We start from the raw sequence: 25,322 nt of genomic DNA, 5'->3' as shown, positions 1-25,322 counted from the left end.
GATCCGCGCCCCGGAGGCGCACCGGAGCAGGCCGCCCGGGGCGGCGCGGACGTCGCTGCGGACCACGAGGTGGACGCCCGGCATACCCAATCCGCGGCAGCGGAGTTAGCGTGAGGCGGTGACGCACCCTTCCTCCGCGACCACCACCCCCACTCCCGCCCCCACCGCCCGCACCGTCGGCGAGCTGCGCGCCTCCGGCCACCAGCACAAGCCGCTGCGCCAGGAGGTCCGCGACAACCTGCTGGCCAAGCTTGCGGCCGGCGAGGACCCGTGGCCCGGCCTGCACGGCTTCGAGAACTCCGTGATCCCCCAGCTCGAGCGGGCGCTGCTCGCCGGGCACGACGTCGTGCTGCTGGGCGAGCGCGGCCAGGGCAAGACCCGCCTGCTGCGCAGCCTCGTCGGCCTGCTCGACGAGTGGACCCCCGTCATCGAGGGGTCCGAGCTCGGCGAGCACCCGTTCCACCCCGTCTCCCCCGCGTCGATCCGCCGCGCGGCCGAGCTCGGCGACGACCTGCGCGTGGCGTGGCGCCACCGCGACGAGCGGTATGCCGAGAAGCTCGCCACCCCGGACACCTCCGTCGCCGACCTCATCGGCGACGTCGACCCGATGAAGGTCGCCGAGGGCCGCTCCCTCGGCGACCCCGAGACGATCCACTTCGGCCTGATCCCCCGCAGCCACAGGGGGATCGTCGCGATCAACGAGCTGCCCGACCTGGCCGAGCGGATCCAGGTCGCGATGCTCAACGTCATGGAGGAGCGCGACATCCAGATCCGCGGGTACGTCCTGCGACTGCCCCTGGACGTGCTCGTCGTGGCCAGCGCGAACCCCGAGGACTACACCAACCGCGGGCGGATCATCACGCCGCTGCAGGACCGGTTCGGCGCCGAGATCCGCACGCACTACCCGCGCGAGCTCGAGGACGAGATGGCGGTGATCCGGCAGGAGGCCGACCTCGTCGCCGAGCTGCCCGACCACCTCGTGGAGATCCTCGCGCGCTTCACCCGCGGGCTGCGGGAGTCGTCGTCGGTCGACCAGCGCTCGGGCGTCTCCGCCCGGTTCGCGATCGCCGGCGCCGAGACGGTAGCGGCCTCCGCCCTGCACCGTGCCACCCGGCAGGGTGAGGACGAGGCGGTCGCCCGCGTCGTCGACCTCGACAGCGCCGTCGAGGTCCTCGGCGGCAAGATCGAGTTCGAGACAGGCGAGGAGGGCCGCGAGCAGGAGGTCCTCACCCACCTGCTGCGCACCGCGGTCGCCGAGACGGCGCGCCGCCACCTCGGCGGCATCGACCTCGCGCTGCTCGTATCCGCCCTCGAGAACGGTGCCAGCGTCACCACGGGCGAGCAGGTGTCGGCGCGCGACGTGCTGACCGGGCTGCCGGTGCTGGGCGAGTCCGACCTCTACGACCAGCTCGCCGACCGGCTCGGCGCCACCACGGACGGCGGCAGGGCCGGTGCCGTGGAGCTGGCCCTCGAGGCGCTGTACCTCGGCCGCCGGATCGACAAGGACAGCGCCGACGGCGAAGTCGTCTATGGCTGAGCACCGTTCCCGCTACGGGAGGTACACCGGCGGCCCCGACCCGCTCGCTCCCCCGGTCGACCTCGCGGAGGCGCTCGACGCCATCGGCGAGGACGTCATGGCCGGGTACTCCGCGGAGCACGCGATGCGGGAGTACCTGCGCCGGGGCTCACGCCAGCAGGCCGGCCTGGACGACCTGGCCGCGCAGGTCGCGCGCAAGCGGCAGGAGCTGCTGCAGCGGCACTCGCTCGACGGGACGCTGCAGGAGGTCAGGGAGCTGCTCGACCGGGCGGTCCTGGCCGAGCGCAAGCAGCTGGCCCGGGACCTCGACGACGACGCGCGGTTCGCGGAGATGCGGATGGAGAACCTGCCGCCGTCGACCGCCGGGGCGGTGAGCGAGCTCGCCGACTACCAGTGGCGCAGCCCGTCGGCGCGGGAGGACTACGAGCGGATCAAGGACCTGCTGGGGCGGGAGGCGCTCGACCAGCGGTTCGCCGGCATGAAGCAGGCGCTGGAGAACGCGACGGACGAGGACCGCGAGGACGTCCGGCGGATGCTGTCCGACCTCAACGACCTCCTCGCGGCCCACCGTCGGGGGGAGGACACCACCGAGCAGTTCCGCGAGTTCATGGAGCAGCACGGCGACTACTTCCCGGACAACCCGCAGTCGGTCGAGGAGCTCGTCGACAGCCTGGCCCAGCGCGCCGCCGCGGCCCAGCGGATGCTCAACTCGATGACGCCGGAGCAGCGCGCCGAGCTGATGGAGCTGTCGGCCCAAGCGTTCGGCAGCCCCGACCTCATGGACGCCCTCGCCGACCTCGACGCGAACCTCCAGGCGCTGCGGCCGGGCGAGGACTGGTCGGGGTCCGAGCAGTTCGAGGGGTCGCAGGGACTGGGGCTCGGCGACGGCACAGGGGCATTGCAGGACCTCGCGGCGCTCGACCAGCTGAGCGAGCAGCTCTCGCAGTCCTACCCGGGCGCCCGGATGGACGACATCGACGTCGACGCGCTCGCCCGGCTCGTCGGGGACGCCGCGGCCGTCGACGCCCAGACGCTGTCGCGGCTGGAGAAGGCGTTGCGCGACTCGGGCTACCTCAACCGCACCTCCGACGGACAGCTCCGCCTCTCCCCCAAGGCGATGCGCCAGCTGGGCCGGGCGCTGCTCCGCGATGTGGCACAACGCCTTTCGGGGCGGCAGGGCCAGCGCGACGTGCGCCAGTCGGGGGCCGCGGCCGAGCCCAGCGGGGCGACGCGCGAGTGGCAGTTCGGCGACACCCAGCCGTGGGACGTGACCCGCACGGTCACCAACGCCGTCCTCCGCACGGCCTCCTCGGGAGGGGGCCTGGGCGGTGGCGCGGGCGCCGGGACTGCCGGCGCCCACGGCGGCCGGGCACCCGGCATACGCCTCGACATCCGCGACGTGGAGGTCGCCGAGACGGAGGCGCGGACGCAGGCGGCGGTGGCGCTCCTGGTGGACACGTCGTTCTCCATGGCGATGGACGGGCGGTGGGTGCCGATGAAGCGCACCGCGCTCGCGCTGCACCACCTCGTGCGGACGCGGTTCCGCGGCGACCACCTGCAGCTCATCGGGTTCGGCCGGCACGCGCAGGTGATGGAGATCGAGGAGCTCACCGCGCTCGACGCCGAGTGGGCCAAGGGCACCAACCTGCACCACGCGCTCCTGTTGGCGCAGAGGCACTTCCGCAAGCACCCCAGCGCGCAGCCGGTGCTGCTCGTCGTGACCGACGGCGAGCCGACGGCCCACCTCGAGCCGGACGGCGGCGTCTACTTCGACTACCCGCCCCACCCGCTCACGATCGCCTACAGCGTCCGCGAGCTCGACAACGTCGCGCGGCTGGGGGCACAGGCGACGTTCTTCCGGCTGGGCGAGGACCCGGGGCTGGCGCGGTTCGTCGAGCAGATGGCCCGCCGGGTCGAGGGACGTGTCGTCGCACCGGAGCTCGACGACCTCGGCGCGGCGGTGGTGGGCAGCTACCTCGGGTCGCGCGGTGGCCGCGGGGGCGGGTCGTACCGCGACCACTTCGGCGACTGGTTCGGCGGCGGGCGCGGCTTCTGGGTCGACGACTGAGTGAAGGCCCGGGCCTGGGGCGGCGGCGGGAGGGCTTCCGGGTCGAGGCTAGAAGTCGAGGAGCAGCGGCTGGCGCTCGACGTGCGCCTTGCCCGCCAGCGGAAGCAGCGTGGACAGCCCGAACCGGGCGCACGTCTCCACGTCGGAGTCCGGGTCCGGCGGGCCCGCTGCCCGGATCGCCGCCCGCTCCTCGGTGTCCGTCAGGCCGATCGCCTCCGCGATGTCCTTGAGCTCGAGCAGCAGCCGGCTCAGCGGGGCCATGGTCGTCACCGGTCCGTCGGGCCGTGGCGCCCGGAACACGCGGCCTCCGGTCTCGACGGGCAACCACCACTCGGTGCCACCGAGCAGGCTCGGGAAGCGTGTGGGGGCCGCGCTGGCTGCCTGGTATGCCTCCGCCTGCTGGAAGTCCCGGGGGTCGTCGGCGTGGGCGCGGCGGAAGAAGCCGCCGCGGTTGACGGGGACGAGCTCGGGGCGTTCGAGGTATGCCGCGAGCAGCACCAGGCCGCCGTACCCGTCCCAGTCGGGCTTGTCCGTCCAGTACGGCAGGTCTCGGTGGTCGACCCACGGGGTGTCGCTGCCCAGGGCCTCGAGCAGCTCGCGCTGCCAGGTGGCGACCATCGACTCGGCCGCCGCGTGGTCGGGGGCGGGAGGGTCCTCCCTCCGCAGGACCTGCACGCGCCGCCCCGTCGCCGCACCGACCTGCTGCACCAGAGTGAGCCAGTCGCGCGCGAGGTACCGCGACAACGGGCCCACATAGACGTCCATCCCCATGGGGGCAGGCTGTCACGACGGCTGCGTGCGGATGGTCCGGACCGTGGGATGCCGACCGTTCGGGTGAGGGAGCGGGTCGTGGGGACAGGGCCGACGCTCCCGTCGGTGGCGTGAGCAGCGACGGTGCCTCTGTGTCAGCCCGGATGGCGAAGTCGTTGCGTCGCAGTCGATTACGACTGCGACGCGTGGCGGCAGGCTGTCGATGGTCGCACCTAGGCTTGCATCATGTCCACCGCAGACGAGGGCTTCGCCTGGCGAGGAGCCACCGGGCCCCGCCCGGTGCTGGCTGCGACCGTCGCGGCGCTCGAGGCGATGACCTCGTCGTCCCCGGAGCGGCTGTGGGCCCTCGGCGAGGGTGAGGTCACGGCCGCGCTGCAGCTGCTCGGCCGCCTCTCGGCGTGCGTCGACGCCCACCTCGTGTCCGTCCTCGCCGAGGCCAAGCGGCGCAGCCTGGACAAGGGCGAGGGGTGGGGTCCCGTCGACTGGGCTCGGGCCGTCGCACCCGAGCTGCCGCAGCGGACCGTGCTCGCCGCCAACACCGTGGCCGAGTCCGCGGACGAGCCACGCCTGGCGGAGGTCGTCGCCGCCGCGACCGTCGCCTGCGGCGGGGACACCGCCTCGAGCCTGCCGGTCTCGAAGGCGGCACAGCTGGTCCGGTTCCACAGGTCTGTCCGTGGCCTGGCCGACCCCAAGCAGCTCGACAGCCTGACGGACCTGCTCCTCGACTCCGCCCGCGGGCACGGTGGGCTGTCCGAGGGCGACCTCGCGGTGGCCCTGCGCCACACGAGCAACGAGCTGCGCCCGGACCGGCTGGTGGAGCACGAGGACGACGTCCGACGGGCACACCGGTCGATGGTCAAGAGCAGGGGCCCGCTCGGCCTCTCCCGCTACACGCTGTTGCTCGACGACGAGGGCGCCGCGGTCGTCGACGCTGCCGTCGACGCGCTCGCCAAGCCCTCCCGCGACGAGGAGACCGGCGAGCTCGACCTGCGCTCTCCCGCGACCCGTCGCGCGGACGCCCTGCTCGACCTCGTCCGCCGCGCGGTCGAGGCGCCTGACGGTGTCCCACGACAGGCCAAGACGAGCCTGGTGGTGACGATCGGCCTGGACGTGCTGAGCCGACGTTGCCGGGGCGCCGGCCTGACCTTCGGCGACGCCCTGCTCACGACCGACACCGTGCGACGGCTGGCCTGCGACGCTGAGGTGGTGCCCGTCGTCCTCGGTTCGCGCGGTGAGGTGCTCGACCAGGGCCAGGCGAAGCGGCTGTTCACACCCGGACAGATCCGCAACCTCTGGCTGCGCGATCGCCGCTGCACCTTCCCGGGATGCTCGAAGCCCGCTCGCTGGACGGATGCGCACCACCTCGTCCACTGGGCCGATGGCGGGGCGACCGACGTGGCCAACGCCGCCCTCCTGTGCCGCGCCCACCACACCGTGGTGCACCGGCAGAGGTATGCCGGATCGGTGGTCCAGGGCGACCACGGCCCGAGGGTGCACTGGGAGCTCGTCCCCGGCTCGTACGACGACCTCGTCGAGGCGATGCGCCGCAGGGGGCTCCACCTGGTGCCGGTGGAGGACCCCGAGCCCGAGCCGCCGGGACGAGATCGACCTCGCCCCTGACCCCGTCCGCCCGGACGGGGCCAGCGGCATGCCCCTGCTCGCGCAGGGCGCGAGCAGCACGGACGGCGGTCCCGGGACCGTGGCTGTTTCAGCCCCGGGACCGCCAGTTCGGACGCCGGTCGACGACGCTGACCGAGCCAGTCAGCTCGTCAGGCCGCGGGCACCCAGTCAGCCGGTCAGGCCGCGGGCACCCACCTCCTGCTCGTCAGCGCTGCCGCGCCCGCCAGGACGAGGGCCAGCGCGAGGAGCAGCAGCCCGATGGCGGGAGCACCCGTGAGGGCAAGGGCCGCCCCTGCGGCGGTGTCGAGGGCTGGCACCGCAGACGCTGCGCCCGAGCTCGACGGACCGGTCCCGGGGTCCACGACGTCGCCGCTCGGCGTACCCCCGCCACCGGAGCCACCCGGCGTGGTCGTGGAACCACCGGGAGTACCGGGCGGAGTGGTGGAGCCGCCGCCACCGTCACCGGGCTGCGTCGAGCCGCTTCCCCCGCTGCCCGGAGGCATCCCTGCGCCCCCAGCGGGCGGGGTGCTCGTGCCACCCGACGAGGAGTCAATGGTGCTCGCGTCGCCGACGACCGACACAGCGTTCCCGACGATGGTCACGGGAAGCGTGACCGGTGTGGTCACCTGGTTGCCACCGCCGGCGGAGTCGGAACCGCTGGTGGTCGAACCGGAGCCCGACGTACCGGACGCACCCGTCGACCCTGAGACCGTCGAGCCACTCGACGTGGCATCCCCGACCACGGACACGGCGTTGCCACCGGCCGTGACCGGCGCCGTCACCGGCGCGGTGACCTGGTTGCCACCCGCCGTCGAGTCGGTACCGCTGGTGGTCGAACCGGACCCCGACGTACCGGACGCACCCGTCGGCCCTGAGACCGTCGAGCCACTCGACGTGGCATCCCCGACTACGGACACGGCGTTGCCACCGGCCGTGACCGGCGCCGTCACCGGCGCGGTGACCTGGTTGCCACCCGCCGTCGAGTCGGTACCGCTCGTCGTCGAGCCCGACCCGGGGGTCGTGGACCCCGACGTGGCTGAACCGCTCGACGTCCTCGACGTCGAACCGCTCGACGTCGAGTCCCGCAGCACCGAGATGCTGTTGCCCGACGCCGCGATCGGCGCCGACACCGGCGCGGTCACCTGGTTGCCACCCGCCGTCGAGTCGGTACCGCTCGTCGTCGAGCCTGACCCGGAGGTCGTGGACCCCGACGTGGCTGAACCGCTCGACGTCGAGTCGCCCAGCACCGAGATGCTGTTGCCCGACGCCGTGACCGGCGCCGACACCGGCGCGGTGACCTGGTTGCCACCCGCCGTCGAGTCGGTACCGCTTGTTGTCGAGCCCGACGTACCGCCCCCACCGGCCGTGGTCGATGCGGCGGAGCCACCCGAGGTCGAGTCCCCCAGCACCGAGATGCTGTTGCCCGACGCCGCGATCGGCGCGCTGACGACGGTCGCCAGCTGGTTTCCGGCAAGGGTGCCGGACGTTCCGTTCGTGTCGTCGGCGGAGGCCGTCCCTGCGAAGAACAGGATGCCTCCCCCAACGATCAGGGCCGCTTCGAGGCCCCTGCGCACGTATGCGTGCATGGTCGTTCCTTCCTGATCGTGAACGTCGCGCGCAGCGCGACATGGCTCTCTCGCGTCCGTCCAGGGACGCAGCGAGCCGATCAGTCAGGACGGCTGTCGGGTTGCCTGAGGTCGGACCCGGCCAGGGCCGGCGCCCAATGAGGGACCGGTACCTGCGCCGCGGCACGCAGCACCGCGTGAGGCGGCAGCGCAGCCATGTCTGAGGCCAGCGGGCCGGACGAACTTGAGGTGGCCGGAGCCGCCGGCGCCTGCGGGTCCGGGCTGAGGGGCGCCGTCGGCGCAGGGCCGTCCGGCCCGGACGACGACGCCATCGAAGCAGCCGAGCGGGCCGGCACAGAGGGGTCCGGCGCCGGGACCATTCCACTCGGCGGCCCGACAAGCGACGATGGCGGAATCGACTGCGACACAACGATGTCGGAGGATTCCTGCAGTTCTGCTCCCGATCCTGCGAGGTGAGGTTTCGCCGGCGCTCCGGTGTTCACCGTGCTCTGGTCGGCCGACGGCTCGGTGGCCGGTGCGGTCGTCGAACCAGCTCCCGGCGACGGCGCGGGAACCGGAGCTTCGGCCGGCGCGGGCGGGAGCACCGCCTCCACGGTGGTGGTGATGGGCGTCGTCACGCCCTCGACGACGTCGCGCACGACGGGGGTCACCTCGGCGACCTGGTCTCCCACGACAGGAACGCCGCTCGTGGCCTGTTCGACCACCTGGGTCGTCGTGCCGACGAGCTCCTCAGAGGTCCCGATGGAGGTCTCGACGGTGGTACCGACAAGGCCGCCCAGCGGTGCCGTCGCCGCACCCGTTGCCGGTGCCGTCGCCGTCGCCGCGGTCCTCGCCGCACTCGTTGCCGGTGCCGTCGCCGTCGCCGCAGTCGTCGCGCCACCCGTCGCCGTCGCCGTCGTCCTCGCAGTCGCCTGCGTAGTCGTCGACGTGATGTCGTCGAGAGCCGCGGGGAGGGGCGACGAGGACGTCGTGGCAGGCAGGAGGCCGAGCGGGCGCGGCGCCTCGGCCGCCTGGGCCTCTCCGGACGAGAGCACCACCCACGCGACACACAGGAACCCAGCACCGAGCAGCAGCCGCACAAGGCGGTGCCACGGCACTATTCCCCTCATTCCCCTGCTCCCCCAAGCTCCCCGGCTCAAAGGACCTGCGGTGTCCAGTGGAACACCAACCGGAAGGGGATGCAACCGAACCGGCGTGCCCGGCAGCGTCCGCGGGTCTTCTCAGCGGGCTGCGGACAGCCCAACGTCCGGCGGGCTCCACACACGGTGAAGGGGTGTGCCGCGTGGTCTCCCACGCGGCACACCCCTTGGCGAACTCCGTTGCGGCGGAGGGGAACTCAGCCGTTCACGAGGGAACGCAGGACGTACTGGAGGATGCCGCCGTTGCGGTAGTAGTCGGCCTCGCCGGGGGTGTCGATCCGCACCACCGCGTCGAACTCGACCGGCTCGCCACCGTCCTTCTCGGCCCGGACCTTCACCGTCTTCGGCGTGCGGCCCTCGTTGAGCTCGGTGATGCCGGCGATGGAGAACGTCTCGGTGCCGTCGAGGCCCAGCGACTCCGCCGACTCCCCCTGCGGGAACTGCAGCGGGATGACACCCATGCCGATGAGGTTGGAGCGGTGGATGCGCTCGTAGCTCTCGGCGATGACGGCCTTGACGCCCAGGAGGCGGGTGCCCTTGGCCGCCCAGTCACGCGACGAGCCCGAGCCGTACTCCTTGCCCGCGAGGATGACGAGCGGGACGCCGGCCTCCTGGTAGGCGGCGGAGGCGTCGTAGATCGTCGTCTGCTCGCCACCGGCGAGGAAGTTGCGGGTGAAGCCGCCCTCCACGCCGTCGAGCAGCAGGTTCTTGAGCCGGATGTTGGCGAACGTGCCGCGGATCATGACCTCGTGGTTGCCGCGGCGCGAGCCGTAGGAGTTGAAGTCCTTGCGCTCGACGCCGTGCTCGGCGAGGTACTTCCCGGCGGGGCTGTCGGCCTTGATCGAGCCGGCCGGGCTGATGTGGTCGGTCGTGACCGAGTCACCCAGCTTGGCGAGCACCCGCGCACCGGCGATGTCCTCGACCGGGGTCGTCTCCATCTGCATGCCGTCGAAGTACGGGGGCTTGCGGACGTAGGTGGAGTCGTCGGCCCAGTCGAAGGTCTTGCCCTCGGGCGTCGGCAGCGACTGCCACCGCTCGTCGCCGGCGAACACGTCGGCGTAGTCCTTGGTGAACATCTCCTGGTTGATCGACTGCGCGATCGTGTGCTCGACGTCGTCCGGGGTGGGCCAGATGTCCTTGAGGAAGACGTCCTTGCCGTCGGTGTCCTGGCCGAGCGGCTCGGACTCGAAGTCGAAGTCCATCGTGCCCGCGAGGGCGTAGGCGATGACCAGCGGCGGCGACGCGAGGTAGTTCATCTTCACGTCGGGGTTGATCCGGCCCTCGAAGTTGCGGTTGCCGGAGAGCACCGACACGACCGCGAGGTCGTTGTCGTTGATGGCTTTGGAGATCTCGTCCGACAGCGGGCCCGAGTTGCCGATGCAGGTGGTGCAGCCGTAGCCCACGAGGTGGAAGCCGAGCTTCTCCAGGTAGGGCCACATGCCGGCCTTCTCGTAGTAGTCGGTGACCACCTTGGAACCGGGCGCCATCGAGGTCTTGACCCACGGGGCCACGGTGAGCCCGCGGTCGACGGCGTTCTTGGCCAGCATCGCGGCGGCCATCATGACGGACGGGTTGGACGTGTTGGTGCAGCTCGTGATCGAGGCGATCGACACGATGCCGTGGTCGATCTCGAACGACGCACCCTCAGCCGTGGTGACCGTGACCTTGCGCGAGGGACGGTTGCTGGCGTCACCCGTGTCGGCCGGCTTGTCACCACCGTTGTTGCGGTCCACCGAGACGCCCGAGGGAGCCGTCGGGTCGCTCGCCGGGAAGCTGGCGGCAGCGCCGGGGTCGCCCTCGGAGTGGGAGACGTAGGTCGGGAGCACCTTGCGGAACGCGGACTTGGCATCCGTCAGGGCGATGCGGTCCTGCGGGCGCTTCGGGCCGGCGATCGACGGGACGACGGTGGACAGGTCGAGCTCGAGGTACTCGCTGTAGCGCGCCTGCGTCGACGCGTCGAGCCACATGCCCTGCTCCTTGGCATACGCCTCGACGAGCGCGACGGACTCCTCCGAGCGGCCGGTGAGGCGCAGGTACTCGAGGGTCACGTCGTCGATCGGGAAGATGGCGCAGGTGGAGCCGAACTCGGGGCTCATGTTGCCGATGGTGGCGCGGTTGGCCAGCGGCACCTGCGCGACGCCCTCGCCGTAGAACTCGACGAACTTGCCGACGACACCGTGCTTGCGCAGCATCTCGGTGATGGTCAGGACGACGTCGGTGGCGGTGGCGCCGGAGGGGATCGAGCCGGAGAGCTTGAAGCCGACGACCCGCGGGATGAGCATCGAGACCGGCTGGCCGAGCATCGCGGCCTCGGCCTCGATGCCGCCGACGCCCCAGCCCAGCACGCCGAGGCCGTTGACCATCGTCGTGTGCGAGTCGGTGCCGACGCAGGTGTCGGGGTAGGCGACGCCGTCACGCACCATGACGGTGCGGGCGAGGTGCTCGATGTTGACCTGGTGGACGATGCCGGTGCCCGGGGGGACGACCTTGAAGTCCTCGAACGCGGTCTGGCCCCAGCGCAGGAACTGGTAGCGCTCGCCGTTGCGCTCGTACTCGATCTCGACGTTCTTCTCGAAGGCGTCCTTGCGGCCGAAGACGTCGATGATCACCGAGTGGTCGATGACGAGCTCGGCCGGGCTGAGCGGGTTGATCTTCGTCGGGTCGCCGCCGAGGTCGGCGACGGCCTCGCGCATCGTGGCCAGGTCGACGACACAGGGCACACCGGTGAAGTCCTGCATGATCACGCGGGCGGGCGTGAACTGGATCTCGGTGTCGGGGTCGGCGTTCTCGTCCCATCCGCCGAGCGCGCGGATGTGGTCGGCCGTGATGTTGGCGCCGTCCTCGGTGCGCAGGAGGTTCTCGAGCAGCACCTTGAGGCTGTACGGGAGGGTCTCGGCGCCCTCGACCGCGGAAAGTCGGTACACCTCGTAGGAGCTGTCACCGACCTTCAGCTCACCGTGGGCGTTGAAGCTGTTCGTGCTGGCCACTGCAGGCTCCTTCGATGCTGTCGACTTCTTCGTCCGATTTATCTTGACGTCAAGATATCACGTCAGGAGGGGCGCTGCGATCGATCCTGCTCCAGCGCGCGACGCAGCGGAAGCGGGAGGTCTCGCTTGGTCCGCTCGGCGAGACCGGCGGCGACGTAGGTGATGGTGAGGACGGCGCACAGCTGGCCGTCGCCGGCCCGGTGGATCTCGTGCCGGAGCGTGAACGACGTCGTGCCGACCCGCACCGGCCGGACCACGATCTCCGCGTGGTCCCCTGCCGACAGGCTCGCGAGCCACTCGATCTCGGCGTGCCGCACCAGGGGCATCGCATCGTGCGCCTTCGCCTCCTCGATGCCGTAGCCACGGGCGTCGCAGTAGGCCAGCCGGGCGTCGTCGCACCACGCGAGGTACCACGCGTTGAACACGACCCCGACCTGGTCGACCTCGTAGAAGTGCACCTCGACCCGGTGCACGAAGGGGTCGGCCGCGCCTGCGTCGGTCGCCCCGGCCGCGCTCGCACCGGTCTCCCGCGCGGCGATGGTCGGGTCGGTCCGGTCGGTGGTGCTCACGTGCGGGTCCTCTCGAAGAGCGCGATGCACTCCAGGTGGTGGGTCATGGGGAAGGCGTCGAAGGCGCGCAGGGTCACGAGGTCGTAGCCGTGCTCGGCGAGGTATGCCGTGTCACGCGCGAGCGCCGCGGGGTCGCAGGCGACGTAGGCCACGGCCCTCGCCCCCAGCGCGGCGACCTGCCGCACGACGTCGCGCCCGGCGCCGGTGCGTGGCGGGTCGAGGACGACGAGGTCGGCCGTCGGCGGCAGCATCGGGTGACGGCGCAGCTTGCGGCCCCTGGCGGCGCGGCGGTTGCCCGACGAGCCCTTGCGGGTCGGCCGCGGGACGCCGAACGCGTCGTCCACCCGGGCTCGCACCACGAGCGTCGACGGGTGCGCCGCGAGGTTGCGCTCGGCCTCGTCCGTGGCGCGCGGGTCGGACTCGACCGCGACGACCCGACCGGTCGGGCCCACCTGCTCGGCCAGCGCCCGGGCGAAGAGCCCGACGCCGGCATACAGGTCGAGGGCGGTCTCCCCCGCGCGCGGCGCGAGCATGCCGAGGACGGTGTCGACGAAGGTCGTCGCGGCGGCGGGGTGGACCTGCCAGAAGCCGCGGGCCGACACCTCGAACTCCCCGGAGAACCGGTCCCCGCGGACCGCCTCCGTGACCACCGGCACGGCCTGCGCGCCGGGCACCGCGACCACGACGGGCTCCCCCACCGACGGTGCCACGACGTCCACCGAGCTCTCCCCGGCCCAGCTGCCCTCGAGCACACCGGTGGCCAGCACCCGCGGGTCGGCGATGAGGCAGGTGTCGACGGGGACGACGTCGTGCGACCGGTGCTTGCGCAGGCCGGCCCGCCCCGACTCGTCGACGGCGAACTCGACCCGGGTCCGCCAGCCGAGGCCGTCGGGCGCACCGGGCAGCGCCTCGACCTCGACGTCGACCTCGAGCCCGGCCAGGCGCGACAGCTGCTCACGGACGACGGCGGTCTTGAGCTCGCGCTGGTACGCCAGGTCCGCGTGCTGGAAGTCGCACCCGCCGCACAGCCCCGGCCCGGCATACGGGCACGGCGGCTGGACCCGGTGCGGGCTCGCGGCCGTCACGGCCATGGCGTCTGCCCGCACGAACCGCTGGCCCTCGCGCGCCTCGGTCACCCGGACGGTGACCCGCTCCCCCGGCAGGGCGTGCCGGACGAACACGACGCGGCCCTCGTGCCGGGCGACGCAGAAGCCGCCGTGGGCGACGGGGCCGACCTCGACCTCCACCTCGTCACCGACGGACAGGTCGCCGGGACCGGCGTGCACCGTCGGCTCGCTGCCGCCGCTCACTGGCCGAGCCGGACCGAGCCCGCCGTGGGGCCGTCGAGCCGCTCCTCGACGCCCTCGGAGGACCGCAGCTGCCACGGGACGCTCGCGACCATGACACCGGGCGTGAACAGCAGCCGGCCCTTGAGGCGCAGGGCGCTCTGGTTGTGCAGGACCTGCTCGTACCAGCGGCCCAAGACGTACTCGGGGATGTAGACGACCACGACGTCGCGGGGGTGGCCCGAGCGCAGCGACTTGACGTACTCGACGACCGGCCGCGTGATCTCGCGGTAGGGCGAGTCGAGGGCCTTGAGCGGCACCGGGATCCGGCGGCGGTCCCACTCCTCCTGCAGCGCGCGGGTCTCGTCGGGCTCCACGTTGACCGTGATCGCCTCGAGCCGGTTGGGGCGGGTGGCCCGGGCGTAGGCGAGGGCCCGCAGGGTCGGCTTGTGGATCTTGGACACGAGCACGATGGCGTGGACCCGGCTCGGCAGCAGCTGGGCCTCGCTGTCGTCCTCCATGACCCGCAGCTCCTCGCGGACCCGCTCGTAGTGCTTGTGGATGCGCAGCATGATGAAGAACAGCACCACCATGGCCGCGATGGCGTAGCCCGCGCCGTGGACGAACTTCGTGAGCAGCACGACCACCAGCACCAGGCCCGACATGGTCGCGCCGACCGCGTTGATGACCCGGCTGCGCATCATGCGGGCGCGGGCACGCGGGTCGCGCTCGAGGCGCAGGTGCCGGTTCCAGTGCCGGATCATGCCGGTCTGGCTCAGCGTGAACGACACGAAGACGCCGACGATGTACAGCTGGATCAGCTTCGTGACCTCGGCGTTGTACAGGATGATGAGGAAGGCGGCGGCGCCGGCGAGGATGAGGATCCCGTTGGAGAAGGCCAGCCGGTCGCCGCGGGTGTGCAGCTGGCGCGGCAGGTAGCCGTCCTTGGCCAGGATCGAGCCCAGCACCGGGAAGCCGTTGAACGCCGTGTTGGCGGCCAGGACGAGGATGAGCCCGGCGACGATCGAGACGAGCACGACGCCCGGGTGGAAGCCGGAGAAGACGGCCTTGGAAACCTGCCCCATGATCGTGTCCTGCACGTAGCCGTCGCCGACCGGCTTGCCGTCGAGCAGGAGCTGCGTGGCGGGGTTCTCGGCGTACTTGATGCCGGTCCACTTCGCCAGCACCAGCATCGACATGAGCATCGTGATGGCGATGAGGCCCATCATGAGCAGCGTCGTCGCGGCGTTGCGGGACTTGGGCTTCTTGAACGCCGGGACCCCGTTGGAGATCGCCTCGACACCGGTGAGGGCGGCACAGCCGGAGGAGAACGCCCGCAGCAGCAGGAACATCAGCGCGAAGCCGCCCAGGGACTCGAACCCGGTCTCCGGGGCGAGCGTCAGCTTGGCGCTCTCGGCCTGCGGCAGCGTGCCGGTCACCTCGCGGATGAGCCCGACGACGCCCATGCCGATGACGCTGGCCATGAACGCGTAGACCGGGATCGCGAACGCCTTCCCGGACTCGCGCACGCCACGCAGGTTCATCGCGGTGAGCAGGACGACGAGCGCCACGGCGACGACGACCTCGTGCCCGCGGATGAACGGCAGCGCGGCCGCGGCGTTCTGCACGCCGGAGGAGATCGAGACCGCGACGGTCAGGACGTAGTCGACGAGGAGGGCCGAGGCGACGGTGAGCCCGGCCTTGGGCCCCAGGTTGGTGTTGGCCACCTCGTAGTCGCCACCGCCGGAGGGGTAGGCGTGCACGTTCTGCCGGTAGGACGCGACGACGACCAGCATGACGGCGACGACGCACAGGCCGATCTGCCACGAGTGGGTCAGCGCGAGGAAGCCGCCGGCCAGGCCGAGGGTCAGGAAGATCTCGTCCGGGGCGTAGGCCACGGAGGACAACGCGTCGCTGGCGAAGATGGGGAGCGCGAGCTTCTTGGGGAGGAGGGTCTCCCCGAGGCGGTCGCTGCGCATCGCGCGCCCGACGAGCACCCGCTTGAGGACGCGTCCAGAGGTTGGCACGGCGAACACTCTATGGGGCCCGGGTGGGGGCTGCGCGCCGCCCTGCGCCGCTGGTCAGGTGAGCGTGTAGCGTCGGCGTCGTGCATTTCGTGATCATGGGTTGTGGGCGTGTGGGGTCCTCCCTCGCGCACAGCCTCGAGGCGCAGGGCCACGACGTCGCCGTCATCGACCAGGAGGAGTCGGCGTTCCGCCGGCTGGGGTCCTCCTTCGAGGGGCGCCGCGTCACCGGTGTGGGCTTCGACCGCGACACCCTCAAGGAGGCGGGCATCGACGACGCCTACGCCTTCGCGGCCGTGTCCAGCGGCGACAACTCCAACATCCTGGCGGCCCGCGTGGCCCGGGAGACTTTCGGCGTGGAGCACGTGGTCGCCCGGATCTACGACCCCGGCCGCGCCGAGGTCTACCAGCGGCTCGGCATCCCCACCGTGGCCACGGTGAAGTGGACGTCGGACCAGATGATCCGCCGGCTGCTCCCCCAGGGACACGTGCCCGAGCTGGTCGACCCCTCCGGCAAGGTCGTCATCGCAGAGGTGACGGTCAACCCCGCCTGGGTGGGCCACCGCATCAGCGCGCTCGAGGAGGCCACCGGCGCCCGCACGGCATACCTGACCCGGCTCGGCTCCGGCATCCTCGTCGAACGCGACACGGTCTTCCAGGAGGGCGACCTGCTGCACGTCGCGACGCTGGTCACCGACCTGCCGTCGGTGGAGCGCACGCTCGACGCCCCGCCCGCGCCCAGCGAGCACTGACGAGAAGCACGGACCAGGAGGACATCGATGCGTGTCGTCATCGCCGGCGCCGGCAGCGTGGGCCGTTCCATCGCCCGCGAGCTGCTGCACAACGGCCACCAGGTGCTGCTCATGGACAAGGAGCGCAAGGAGATCCAGAGCCGGATCCCCGAGGCGAGCTGGCTGCTCGCCGACGCCTGTGAGATCACGGCCCTGCACGAGGCGGGCCTCGCCGAGTGCGACGTCGTCGTCGCCGCCACCGGCGACGACAAGGTCAACCTCGTGGTGTCGCTGCTCGCCAAGACCGAGTTCGGCGTGCCCCGCACCGTGGCGCGGGTCAACAACCCCAAGAACGAGTGGATGTTCGACGAGGCCTGGGGGGTGGACGTCGCGGTGTCGACGCCGCGCCTCATGACGGCCCTCGTCGAGGAGGCCGTCAGCGTCGGCGACCTCGTCCGGATCTTCCAGTTCCAGCAGGGCCAGGCCACCATGGTCGAGCTCACGCTGCCGGCCGACAGCCCGTATGCCGGCAAGCGCGCCGGCGACGTGGCGTTCCCCGGCGAGACGGTGCTCGTGGGGATCATCCGCGAGGACCACCCGATCGCGCCGAGCCGGGACGACTCGCTCGAGCCGCACGACGAGCTGCTGTTCATCACCACGCCGGAGTTCGAGGACGAGCTCGAGGCGATGCTCAGCCCCGGCGACCGGCAGCCGCGCGCGGCCGACTGACCGCCTGCCGCCAGCCCGCCGCGGCGAGCCTTGGCGTGCCGCGGACTCGGTGTCCGCCGCCGGGCCGTGGCCTAGCGAGCAGCGGACTCGGTGTCCGTCGCCGGGCCGTGCTCCGCCGCCTCGGCGGCGTGGTGGGGTGCCCGGGCCGCTGCGGGGGCGGCAGCCGGCTCCTGCGGCGTGTGGCCACGCACGAGCAGCACGCCCATGACCGCCACCGCGCCGAGCCACAACGGCCAGCCCAGGACGATCTTGGCCACGCCGAGGGCTGCCACGGCGCCCGCGAGGTACAGCGGGACCATCACGGCGAGCCGGACGGCGAAGATCGCGACCAGCACGAGGGTGAGCCGCTGGCAGACGCGCACCAGCCCCCGGTCGCGCCGCCACCCCAGGGGGTCCTCGGCGAGGTCCGGGTCACCGGCCGCGACCATGAACCCGACCAGCGGCCACCGGGTCGCGACGGACACGACGGCGACGACGCCCATGACCGCGTTCCAGAGGATCCCGGGCAGGAACGCGTCCTCGGCCCGGCCCGAGCGCAGCGCGAAGACGGCGGCGACGACGGTGGGGACGACCGCCTGCAGGACGAACTTGGTGCTCTGGCGCTGGGCGAGCCGGACGACCGCGAGCACGACCGTCACGGCGACGGCGGCCACGACGGCCGTCCGCAGGTCGCTCCGCGCGACCCACGGCACGACGAAGGCCAGCGTCGGCAGGGCGGTCTCGAGCGACCCGCGCCACCCGCCCAAGGCGGCGGTCAGCCGGTGGCGGATGACCTCCTCCACCGTCGTCAGCGGGACGAGCGCCCCGCCGGCGTCCGCGCCCACGCGGTCAGTGGCCACGCGGCGGGACGATCTCGTACGACGGGTTGAAGATCGTGGGCACGCCGCGCGTCCACGTGACGCGACCGCTGGCCCGCAGGTAGGTGCCCGGCGAGATGCCGCCGATGGTGCGGCGACCGAGCCAGACGAGGTTGATGGTGCGGCTGCCGTCGTAGAGGTCGACGACGAGCGCGGGCACGTTGACCCGGGGCCGCAGCGTCACCGCGCGGACGGTGCCGGACACCGTCGCCTCCTGCCGGTCGACGAGGTCGCACATCGGGGTGCAGCCCATGCGAACGGCGTCCTCCTGCAGCTCGTCGGCCTCGATCTGCGTGACCGACTTGGTGAGCCGTTCCCCGAGCCGGGCGAGGGCCGAACGGTGCTCCTTGGTGGCCGTGCCGCCGACGCGGGTCGGGGTGCTGGGGTGAGCCATGGCTGCCTACCTGACCTCGGTGATCTCGGGGCCGCGTTCGAAGGGGTTGAGGTCGTCGGCGCGGCGCTGGGGGGCGCCCGCCTCGTCGGCCGGCTCGCCCTCCGGCCCGGCGGCCTGGGCGGGGAGCTGCAGGGGAAGCATCTCCCGGGGGGCCATGGCGGCGTCACCGCGGACCACGACCGTGTTGCGCACGACCTCGAGCAGTGGGGCGGCCGCCTCGTCCTCGATCGCCGCGCGGCCCGAGAACACGGCGCGCAGGAACCAGCGCGGGCCGTCGACACCGGCGAACCGGGCCGGGGCGAAGACCGTGCGGCCGTCGGGGCCGGCGGAGGGCATCCGCGTGCGCAGCTCGAGGCCGAGCTCGCCACGCACCTCGTCGGCGGTGCCACCCTGGTTGAGGATCGACTCCGCGATCTCGCCGCGGATCTCGTCCCAGATGCCGGCGGTCCGGGGCGCGGCGAAGGCCTGGAGCTGGACGGCGGAGTCCGCGATGACGGCGGTCGCGCCGACCACCTGTCCCGCCTCCTCGTCGACCTCGAGCCGCAGCTCCATCCCGGGGACCCCCTGGATGCGCAGGCCACCGAGGTCCAGGCGGCCGTCGGACTCGCCGTCGACCTCAGCGCTGTCGAACGGGCCGAGCTCCTCGCGCCGGCCCGTGCGCGGTGCACCGGTCTCGTCCGCCCCGGAGGAGCTGCCCTCGGTGTCGTCGCCGCCGGCGGTCGACGCGTCCACGGAACCAGCGCCGGTGGCGTCCGGGTCCGCCGCACCTGTCGCGTCGGAGACCGTGTCCGTGCGGTCCACAGTGGAGCCCTCGGCGGAGAGGTCGTCGACGGCGTCGCCGGGAACCGTCTGGTCGGTCGCCGCGGTCTGCTTGCCTCGTCGGAAGATGCCCACTGCTGTCGTCAGTCCTTCGTCGTCGTGGTGTGGTGCCCGAAGCCACCACTGGCCCCGTGTCCAGTGTCACCCCGGGAGCTGTCCTCGAGCGAATCGACCTCGACGAACTGCACGCGGGCGACCTGCTGCACCACGAGCTGCGCGATGCGGTCGCCACGGCGCACCGTGAAGTCCTCGCGGGGGTCGAGGTTGACCAGGTTGACCAGCACCTCCCCGCGGTAGCCGGCGTCGACCGTCCCGGGTGCGTTCACGATCGTGATCCCGTGCCGGGCGGCGAGCCCGGAGCGGGGGTGCACCAGCCCCACGTAGCCCTCCGGCAGGGCGAGGGCCACCCCGGTGGGGACGAGCGTGCGCTCCCCCGGGGCCAGGGTCACCTCGACCGCTGCGTGCAGGTCGGCGCCGGCGTCGCCCGGATGGGCGTACGAGGGCACCGGGAGGTCCGGGTCGAGCCGGCGCAGGTGCACGGGCACCGCCGGCTCCGGGACGCGGGAAGGGTCAGCCACGTGGACTGACCCTATCCCTGCCCGGCCCTGCCGTCGTCCGTCCGGACGCGGGTGCCACCTACGCGGCGCACTCCCGGCACACCAGCACCCCGCCGGCCTCGCTGGCCAGCTGGCTGCGGTGGTGCACCAGGAAGCACCGGGAGCAGGTGAACTCGTCGCTCTGGCGCGGGATCACCCGGACCGAGAGCTCCTCCCCGGACAGGTCGGCACCCGGGAGCTCGAAGCCCTCGGCCTGCTCGGCCTCGTCGACGTCCACGCTCGAGGCGCTCTTGTCGACCCGTCGGGACTTCAGCTCCTCGATCGAGTCCTCGGACAGCTCGTCATCGGTCTTGCGCGGCGCGTCGTAGTCAGTCGCCATGGTCGCTGTCGCTCTCCTGTTGCTCGGTACATCTGGCCTCCCGCTCGCCGGGAAGCCATTTCGCCGGTGTCAACGCAGGTGCGTGCGGTTTTGTGCCCACCGCAGGCCGGGATTGTGCCCCATGGAGACCGGGGCGTCACCATCGGGTCCAGATTCGGCGAGCCGACCGTCGCCAGCGGCCTCGACGGGCGTCCCGTTTCTGCCCGAACGTGGCGGTTCCCAATGCCAAGGAAGCGTCTGCATTCACCCACTGTTCACCCAAGACGGGCAACCCGGTTCCCGGTTCCTGCGTTCGGGTGCATAGAGTCTTCGCTCCGGCCCGAGCCCGACCTACGCCTCGTCCCAGACGAAGAGAGGGGTGCACGATGACCGAGTTCCACAGTGAGATCCGCTCCCACGCCCAGAGCGCCATGGAGTCCCTGCGCGGAGCGCGGGAGTCCGGTGACGACTACCTCGCCTCCGTCAGGGAGGCCGAGCTGGAGAACCTCGCCCGCCTCGCCGCCGAGCACGGCCTGCGCATCCCCGAGCTGGCGGGGTTCGCCGCCTCGGCCTGACCCGGCGCCCTCAGGCCAGGGTGGCCCTCGCCTCGCGGACGACACGCTCGAGCTCCCCGTGCAGCGCGGGTGCCCCGGCCACGACCATGTCGGGCGTGGGCGGGGCGTCGCCGAGCCCGGTGAAGACGCCGCCCGCCTCGGTGAGCACCAGCCACGCCGCGGCCATGTCCCAGGCGTTGAGGCCCTGCTCGTAGTAGCAGTCCAGGGTGCCGTGCGCGACGGCGCAGATGTCGAGCGCGGCGCTGCCCAGGCGCCGGATGTCCCGGACGCGCGGCAGCACCTCGACCAGGAGCCGCGCCTGCTCGCGTCGCCGCTCGGGGTCGTAGCCGAAGCCCGTGCCGGTCAGCGCCTGGGCCAGGACCGGGGGCGCTGTCACCTCGAGCCGCTGGTCCTCACCGACGCCGGTGCGCAGCCAGGCGCCACCACCCGCGCGGGCGTGGAAGAGCTGGCCCGTGACCGGGTTGACCACGGCCCCGGCGACCGGCTGCCACGCCCCGGGCGTGCCGGGGTCCCCCACCACGGCCGCCACGGACACGGCATACGCGGGCAGGGCGTAGAGGTAGTTCACGGTGCCGTCGATGGGGTCGACGACCCACGTGACGTCGGACCGGGCGGCGGCGCCGCCCTCCTCCTCGCCGAGGAAGCCGTCCTGCGGGCGCAGCTCCCCCAGCCGCGCGCGCAGCAGGTCCTGGGCCCGCTGGTCCATCACGGTGACGATGTCCGTGGCCGTGCTCTTGGTCTTGGACACCCCGAGGTCACGCGGGCGCTCGTCGACGACGAGCCGCCCCGCCTCCCCGGCCACCGCGACGGCGACCCGCTCGAGCTCCTCGAGCTCCTCCTGCGGCGGAAGGACCGCGTCCACGGTCAGTCCCGGCCGCACAGGGCGGGCTTGGCGACGCGCAGGTTGGGGCAGCAGCCCGGGGCGCAGACCCAGTTCAGGGGCTTGCCTCCCGGCCACGCCGGCTGCTGCGGCTGCTCACCCCGCGCCAGGGCCGCACGCTCGAGGAGGAGGTCGGCCAGCCCGGAGACGAACTCGGGGTCGACACCGACGGTGGGGACGCGGACCATGCGCAGCCCGAGCCGCTCGGCCGTCTCCGCGGCCTCGGTGTCCAGGTCGTAGACCACCTCCATGTGGTCGGACACGAAGCCGATGGGGGCCACCACGACCGTCCGGGCCCCCTCGGCAGCCAGCTCCTCGAGCCGGTCGTTGACGTCGGGCTCGAGCCACGGCTGGGTCGGCGGGCCGGAGCGCGAGCAGAAGACCAGCTCGCCCTCGAGGTCGGTGTCGAGGGTGGCGTTGACCTCCTCGGTGATGGCCGCGCCGAGGGCGAGGTGCTGGCGCGAGTACGCGTTGCCCTCCCCGTCGCCGGGACCCGACGTGTCGTCCATCGCGGTCGGGATCGAGTGCGTCACGAACAGCAGCCGGACCGACCCCGGGTCCTCGCCGGAGCGCAGGACCTCGCGGACGGCCTCGGTGACCAGCCGGCTGTTGGTGCGCGAGAAGCCGGGGTGGTTGGCGTAGGTGCGGACCTTGTCGACCTCGACCTCGAGGTCGACGCCTGCGGCCTCCACCTCCTGCTGGGCGGCGGCGAGGTCCTCGCGGTACTGCCGGCACGAGGAGTAGCAGGAGTACGCGCTGGTCATGACCGTCACGAGCCGCCGTATGCCGCGCTCGTGCGCCTCGGTGAGGGCCTCGGCCACGAACGGGGTGAAGTTGCGGTTGCCCCACACGATCGGGGTGTCGATCTCCCGGCGGTCCAGCTCGGCGCGCAGGGCGGCGATGAGGGCGCGGTTCTGGTCGTTGATCGGGCTGCGGCCGCCGAAGCCGTAGTAGTGCTCGCCGACCTGCTCGAGCCGCTCGTCGGGGATGTTCTTGCCGGCGGTGACCCGGCGCAGGAACGGCAGGACGTCCTCCGGCTTCTCGGGTCCGCCGAAGGACAGCAGCAGGATGCCGTCGTAGGGGGCGAGGGGGTTCGCGGTGTTCTCAGGGGTGCTCACAGGGAAATCCTCTACTGGGGCAGCTCGGTGCGCAGGGGACGAGGGGCGTGGACGTCGAGGATGACCGCCACCATCCGGACAACGAAGACGAACGCGACACAGGACCAGATCACCAGCGGGGTGACCAGGTCGAAGTGGTGGGCGGTCACGATGAGGGCGGACCCGAAGAGCGCCGGCAGCGCGTACATCTCCCGGCGGAGCACCTCCGGCACCTGGCCGGCGAGCAGGTCGCGCAGCATGCCGCCCCCGACGGCGGTGATGCCGCCGACGAGGACCGAGGTCAGGGGGTCCATGCCTGCGCCCAGGGCCTTGAGCGACCCGCTGATCGCGAAGACGGCCAGGCCGGCGGCGTCGAGGACCCGCACGAACCGCGAGATCCGCTCGACGCCCGGGTGGAAGAGGAAGGTCACGAGGCCGGCGACGACGGCACAGGTCACCAGCCGCCAGTCCGAGATGCCGACCGGTGGCACGGAGCCGATGAGCAGGTCGCGCAGGACCCCGCCACCCAGGGCCGCGGCTCCGGCGAGCACCAGCACCCCGAACAGGTCGAGCCGCTTCTTGACCGCCACGAGCCCACCGGACAGGGCGAACGTGAAGACCCCGACGAGGTCGAGGACCAGCTGCAGGTGGGTGTCGAGGGTGAGCATCGCAGGTCAAAAGTACCTGCGCGGCGTGGGCGCTTTCGTGGGGACCTCACGGATGGCAGAGTCGAGGCGATGCCCAGCACAGACCAGGGCGGTACGGGAGAGGCAATGCGAGACCTGCGGCTCATCGGAGTCCACGAGGACGGTCAGCACCTGCTGCTGTCCGACAACGAGGGCGAGCGGTTCCGGGTGGAGCTCGACGAGCCGCTTCGCGCTGCCGTGCGCCGTGACCGCCCGCGCCTCGGCCAGCTCCAGATCGAGATCGACGGCGGCATGCGTCCGCGCGAGGTGCAGGCGCTGATCCGGGCGGGGTACTCGGCCGCTGAGGTCGCCGAGCGCTCGGGCTGGACGGTCGAGAAGGTCGCCCGGTACGAGGGCCCCATCCTCGCCGAGCGCGAGTATGTCGCCGGCCTGGCCCGCACCGTGCGGGTGCGCGCCCGAGGCGGCAGCGGGCAGCAGGCCACGACGCTGGCCGCGAGGGTCAGCCAGCGCCTCTCCGGCCGCGGCGTCGACCCCGGCCTCGCCGAGTGGGACTCCGCCCGCAACGACAGCGGTGAGTGGACCGTCATCCTGACCTTCCCCGCCGGCGGCCGCGAGCGCCAGGCGCGCTGGGCCTTCGACGTGCAGGCGCGCACCGTCACGGCGGTCGACGACGAGGCCCGCTGGCTCAGCGAGGAGGAGGCGGCCACGCCGGCCTCCCCCCTGCCGGCCCCCCACCTGGTCTCGGCTCCCGCCCGGGCGACCACGGTCTACGACGTGGAGGCCGAGGGCGGCGTGGCCTCACCGCGCCGCCAGGCCGCTCCCCCGGTCCCGGAGGAGCCCCTGGACCTCATGTCGGCCATGCGCGAGCGGGCCGCCCACCGCGGCCGTCCCCGCCGGCGCCGGAGCAGCCCCGCGGCGACCCCGGTCGACGAGGCCCCGCGCGAGGACGCGCTGCCCCTGGAGGACTTCGCCTACGACCCCGAGACCATGGCGCCCCCGCCAGCGGCCAAGGGTCCGCACCCGCTCGACGAGGACGCCGGCGAGGTCGGGCACGACGTCCTCCCCGCCGCGTACACCTCGCCCGAGGACCGGCCGGACCCCTCCCGTGGCCGTGGGACCGCGCCGGGGCCCGACGCCCCCAGCGCTGCGGAGGTCCAGGAGACCGACGGGCCGGCGGAGCCCGGCCGGCGGGTGCCCGGGGACCGGGAGAAGGCGAAGCCGGCGCAACCGGCGGCGCAGGACCGCGCGCAGCCCGAGTCGGAGCCGACGTCAGGGCGGGAGCCCGAGTCCGAGACCGCGCCGCGGCCGCGGCCGGCCAGGCGGCGCGCGGGTCGGCCGAGCGTGCCGAGCTGGGACGACGTCATGTTCGGGGCCAAGCCCCGCGAGTGAGCCGCGCCCCGGTGCCGGGCCCTCAGGCCTTCGGCACCGGGCACAGGTCGAGGTCGAACGGCAGCACGTCCGGTGAGCTCGAGGCCGCCCGCGCCGCCGCCGAGTTCATCCGCCGCATGAAGTGGCGACGGCACAGCACCTCGTACTCCACGAGGTCCTCGCTCCCGGGCGCGGTGTCGCCGACGACGACCTGCTCGCCCTCCACGACCATGGCGCCGTTGACGACGCGCGCGTTGTGCGTGGCGCGGCGGCCGCACCAGCACAGGGCCTCGACCTGGAGCACCTGCACCTTGTCCGCGAGCTCGATGAGCCGGCGCGACCCGGGGAACAGCTGGGTCCGGAAGTCGGCCGTGATCCCGAAGGCGAAGACGTCGACCCCCATCTCGTCGACGATGCGGGCCAGCTGCTCGACCTGCTCGGCCGAGTAGAACTGGGCCTCGTCGCAGATCAGGTAGTCGATCCGCTGGCCGGAGGTCGCGTGTCCCACCACGGTGTCCCAGAAGTCGAGGTCGTCGTGCACCTCGTGCGCCGCGGTCGACAGGCCGAGCCGCGAGGACAGGCGGTCCTCCCCGCCCCGGTCGAGCTTGCTGAAGATCAGCCCCCGCCGCCCCCTGGCCCGGTGGTTGTGGTCCATCTGGAGGGCCAGGGTGGACTTGCCGGAGTCCATGGTGCCGGAGAAGAAGACGAGCTCAGCCACGAGAG

General features: G+C 72.6%; 24 protein-coding genes. 8 read left to right on the top strand and 16 right to left on the bottom strand.

The window, feature by feature from the left end; genetic code table 11:
* Positions 1 to 118 precede the first annotated feature (118 nt).
* Complete coding sequence (locus tag RKE38_RS16125) at positions 119 to 1,537, top strand: ATP-binding protein (protein ID WP_316008489.1); 1,419 nt, start codon at positions 119 to 121, stop codon at positions 1,535 to 1,537.
* The gene (locus tag RKE38_RS16120; RefSeq protein ID WP_316008488.1) at positions 1,530 to 3,605 is read left to right on the top strand and encodes a VWA domain-containing protein; all 2,076 of its coding nucleotides are present in this window, start codon (positions 1,530 to 1,532) and stop codon (positions 3,603 to 3,605) included. Before RKE38_RS16125 ends, RKE38_RS16120 begins: the two co-directional genes overlap by 8 nt.
* 48 nt (positions 3,606 to 3,653) lie before the next feature.
* Here the strand turns inward: RKE38_RS16120 and RKE38_RS16115 are convergent, their stop codons facing one another.
* Complete coding sequence (locus tag RKE38_RS16115) at positions 3,654 to 4,376, bottom strand: hypothetical protein (protein WP_316008487.1); 723 nt, start codon at positions 4,374 to 4,376, stop codon at positions 3,654 to 3,656.
* A 225-nt stretch (positions 4,377 to 4,601) separates the two neighbouring features.
* On the opposite strand from RKE38_RS16115, the gene RKE38_RS16110 reads away from it, so the two are divergent.
* Positions 4,602 to 5,996 (top strand): HNH endonuclease signature motif containing protein, encoded by a 1,395-nt coding sequence (locus RKE38_RS16110; protein WP_316008486.1) that lies wholly within the window; start codon positions 4,602 to 4,604, stop codon positions 5,994 to 5,996.
* 176 nt (positions 5,997 to 6,172) lie between these two features.
* Here RKE38_RS16110 and RKE38_RS16105 read toward each other — a convergent pair whose 3' ends face one another.
* A complete protein-coding gene (locus RKE38_RS16105; RefSeq protein ID WP_316008485.1) occupies positions 6,173 to 6,313 on the bottom strand; it encodes a hypothetical protein in 141 nt (46 codons plus the stop codon).
* A 703-nt stretch (positions 6,314 to 7,016) separates the two neighbouring features.
* On the opposite strand from RKE38_RS16105, the gene RKE38_RS16100 reads away from it, so the two are divergent.
* Complete coding sequence (locus RKE38_RS16100) at positions 7,017 to 7,598, top strand: hypothetical protein (protein WP_316008484.1); 582 nt, start codon at positions 7,017 to 7,019, stop codon at positions 7,596 to 7,598.
* A gap of 64 nt (positions 7,599 to 7,662) precedes the next feature.
* Here the strand turns inward: RKE38_RS16100 and RKE38_RS16095 are convergent, their stop codons facing one another.
* From RKE38_RS16095 to RKE38_RS16075, 5 genes are all read right to left on the bottom strand, one after another.
* Positions 7,663 to 8,679 carry a hypothetical protein gene (locus RKE38_RS16095; protein ID WP_316008483.1) on the bottom strand — a complete coding sequence of 339 codons (1,017 nt, stop codon included), beginning with the start codon at positions 8,677 to 8,679 and terminating at the stop codon, positions 7,663 to 7,665.
* A gap of 239 nt (positions 8,680 to 8,918) precedes the next feature.
* Positions 8,919 to 11,708, bottom strand: a complete 2,790-nt coding sequence (locus tag RKE38_RS16090; RefSeq protein ID WP_316008482.1) for an aconitate hydratase — start codon at positions 11,706 to 11,708, stop codon at positions 8,919 to 8,921.
* Positions 11,709 to 11,770: 62 nt separating this feature from the next.
* Positions 11,771 to 12,277 carry a thioesterase family protein gene (locus tag RKE38_RS16085; protein ID WP_316008481.1) on the bottom strand — a complete coding sequence of 169 codons (507 nt, stop codon included), beginning with the start codon at positions 12,275 to 12,277 and terminating at the stop codon, positions 11,771 to 11,773.
* Positions 12,274 to 13,587 (bottom strand): class I SAM-dependent RNA methyltransferase, encoded by a 1,314-nt coding sequence (locus tag RKE38_RS16080; protein WP_316008480.1) that lies wholly within the window; start codon positions 13,585 to 13,587, stop codon positions 12,274 to 12,276. Before RKE38_RS16080 ends, RKE38_RS16085 begins: the two co-directional genes overlap by 4 nt.
* Positions 13,584 to 15,542 carry an APC family permease gene (locus RKE38_RS16075; protein ID WP_316008908.1) on the bottom strand — a complete coding sequence of 653 codons (1,959 nt, stop codon included), beginning with the start codon at positions 15,540 to 15,542 and terminating at the stop codon, positions 13,584 to 13,586. Before RKE38_RS16075 ends, RKE38_RS16080 begins: the two co-directional genes overlap by 4 nt.
* A 128-nt stretch (positions 15,543 to 15,670) precedes the next feature.
* Between RKE38_RS16075 and RKE38_RS16070 the strand changes: the two genes are divergently transcribed.
* Together RKE38_RS16070 and RKE38_RS16065 are read left to right on the top strand one after the other, a co-directional pair.
* Positions 15,671 to 16,339: a TrkA family potassium uptake protein gene (locus RKE38_RS16070; protein WP_316008479.1), complete on the top strand. Its 669-nt coding sequence runs from the start codon at positions 15,671 to 15,673 to the stop codon at positions 16,337 to 16,339.
* Positions 16,340 to 16,366: 27 nt separating this feature from the next.
* Positions 16,367 to 17,047: a TrkA family potassium uptake protein gene (locus RKE38_RS16065; protein WP_316008478.1), complete on the top strand. Its 681-nt coding sequence runs from the start codon at positions 16,367 to 16,369 to the stop codon at positions 17,045 to 17,047.
* Between the two features lie 71 nt (positions 17,048 to 17,118).
* On the opposite strand, the gene RKE38_RS16060 is transcribed toward RKE38_RS16065, so the two are convergent.
* From RKE38_RS16060 to RKE38_RS16040, 5 genes are read right to left on the bottom strand one after another with little or no spacing between them, the layout of a single operon-like run.
* The gene (locus tag RKE38_RS16060; protein WP_316008477.1) at positions 17,119 to 17,886 is read right to left on the bottom strand and encodes a DUF3159 domain-containing protein; all 768 of its coding nucleotides are present in this window, start codon (positions 17,884 to 17,886) and stop codon (positions 17,119 to 17,121) included.
* A complete protein-coding gene (locus RKE38_RS16055; protein WP_316008476.1) occupies positions 17,876 to 18,298 on the bottom strand; it encodes an OB-fold nucleic acid binding domain-containing protein in 423 nt (140 codons plus the stop codon). The genes RKE38_RS16060 and RKE38_RS16055 overlap by 11 nt, the downstream gene beginning before the upstream one ends.
* 6 nt (positions 18,299 to 18,304) lie before the next feature.
* Positions 18,305 to 19,192, bottom strand: a complete 888-nt coding sequence (locus RKE38_RS16050; protein ID WP_316008475.1) for a DUF3710 domain-containing protein — start codon at positions 19,190 to 19,192, stop codon at positions 18,305 to 18,307.
* Between the two features lie 8 nt (positions 19,193 to 19,200).
* The gene (gene dut, locus RKE38_RS16045) at positions 19,201 to 19,695 is read right to left on the bottom strand and encodes a dUTP diphosphatase (RefSeq protein ID WP_316008474.1); all 495 of its coding nucleotides are present in this window, start codon (positions 19,693 to 19,695) and stop codon (positions 19,201 to 19,203) included.
* A 58-nt stretch (positions 19,696 to 19,753) separates the two neighbouring features.
* Positions 19,754 to 20,053: a DUF4193 domain-containing protein gene (locus tag RKE38_RS16040; protein WP_310156266.1), complete on the bottom strand. Its 300-nt coding sequence runs from the start codon at positions 20,051 to 20,053 to the stop codon at positions 19,754 to 19,756.
* Between the two features lie 365 nt (positions 20,054 to 20,418).
* Between RKE38_RS16040 and RKE38_RS16035 the strand changes: the two genes are divergently transcribed.
* Positions 20,419 to 20,607, top strand: coding sequence for a hypothetical protein (locus tag RKE38_RS16035; RefSeq protein ID WP_316008473.1), 189 nt, complete (start codon positions 20,419 to 20,421; stop codon positions 20,605 to 20,607).
* Positions 20,608 to 20,617: 10 nt separating this feature from the next.
* Here the strand turns inward: RKE38_RS16035 and RKE38_RS16030 are convergent, their stop codons facing one another.
* The 3 genes from RKE38_RS16030 to RKE38_RS16020 are packed head-to-tail and all read right to left on the bottom strand — an operon-like array spanning position 20,618 to position 23,252.
* Positions 20,618 to 21,469: an inositol monophosphatase family protein gene (locus RKE38_RS16030; RefSeq protein ID WP_316008472.1), complete on the bottom strand. Its 852-nt coding sequence runs from the start codon at positions 21,467 to 21,469 to the stop codon at positions 20,618 to 20,620.
* Positions 21,470 to 21,471: 2 nt separating this feature from the next.
* The gene (locus tag RKE38_RS16025) at positions 21,472 to 22,605 is read right to left on the bottom strand and encodes a ferrochelatase (protein ID WP_316008471.1); all 1,134 of its coding nucleotides are present in this window, start codon (positions 22,603 to 22,605) and stop codon (positions 21,472 to 21,474) included.
* An 11-nt stretch (positions 22,606 to 22,616) separates the two neighbouring features.
* On the bottom strand, positions 22,617 to 23,252 hold the full coding sequence (locus tag RKE38_RS16020) for a trimeric intracellular cation channel family protein (protein ID WP_316008470.1): 636 nt from the start codon (positions 23,250 to 23,252) through the stop codon (positions 22,617 to 22,619).
* A gap of 69 nt (positions 23,253 to 23,321) precedes the next feature.
* Here RKE38_RS16020 and sepH point away from each other — a divergent pair, with 69 nt between their 5' ends.
* Complete coding sequence (sepH, locus tag RKE38_RS16015; RefSeq protein ID WP_316008469.1) at positions 23,322 to 24,620, top strand: septation protein SepH; 1,299 nt, start codon at positions 23,322 to 23,324, stop codon at positions 24,618 to 24,620.
* Positions 24,621 to 24,642: 22 nt separating this feature from the next.
* On the opposite strand, the gene RKE38_RS16010 is transcribed toward sepH, so the two are convergent.
* Positions 24,643 to 25,317 carry a thymidine kinase gene (locus RKE38_RS16010; RefSeq protein WP_316008468.1) on the bottom strand — a complete coding sequence of 225 codons (675 nt, stop codon included), beginning with the start codon at positions 25,315 to 25,317 and terminating at the stop codon, positions 24,643 to 24,645.
* Between the last annotated feature and the right edge of the window lie 5 nt (positions 25,318 to 25,322).

The organism is Phycicoccus sp. M110.8, from assembly GCF_032464895.1.
GTDB lineage: Bacteria > Actinomycetota > Actinomycetes > Actinomycetales > Dermatophilaceae > Pedococcus.
The sequence above is the reverse complement of the archived record's forward strand: the minus strand, read 5'-3'. Positions and strand labels throughout refer to the sequence as shown.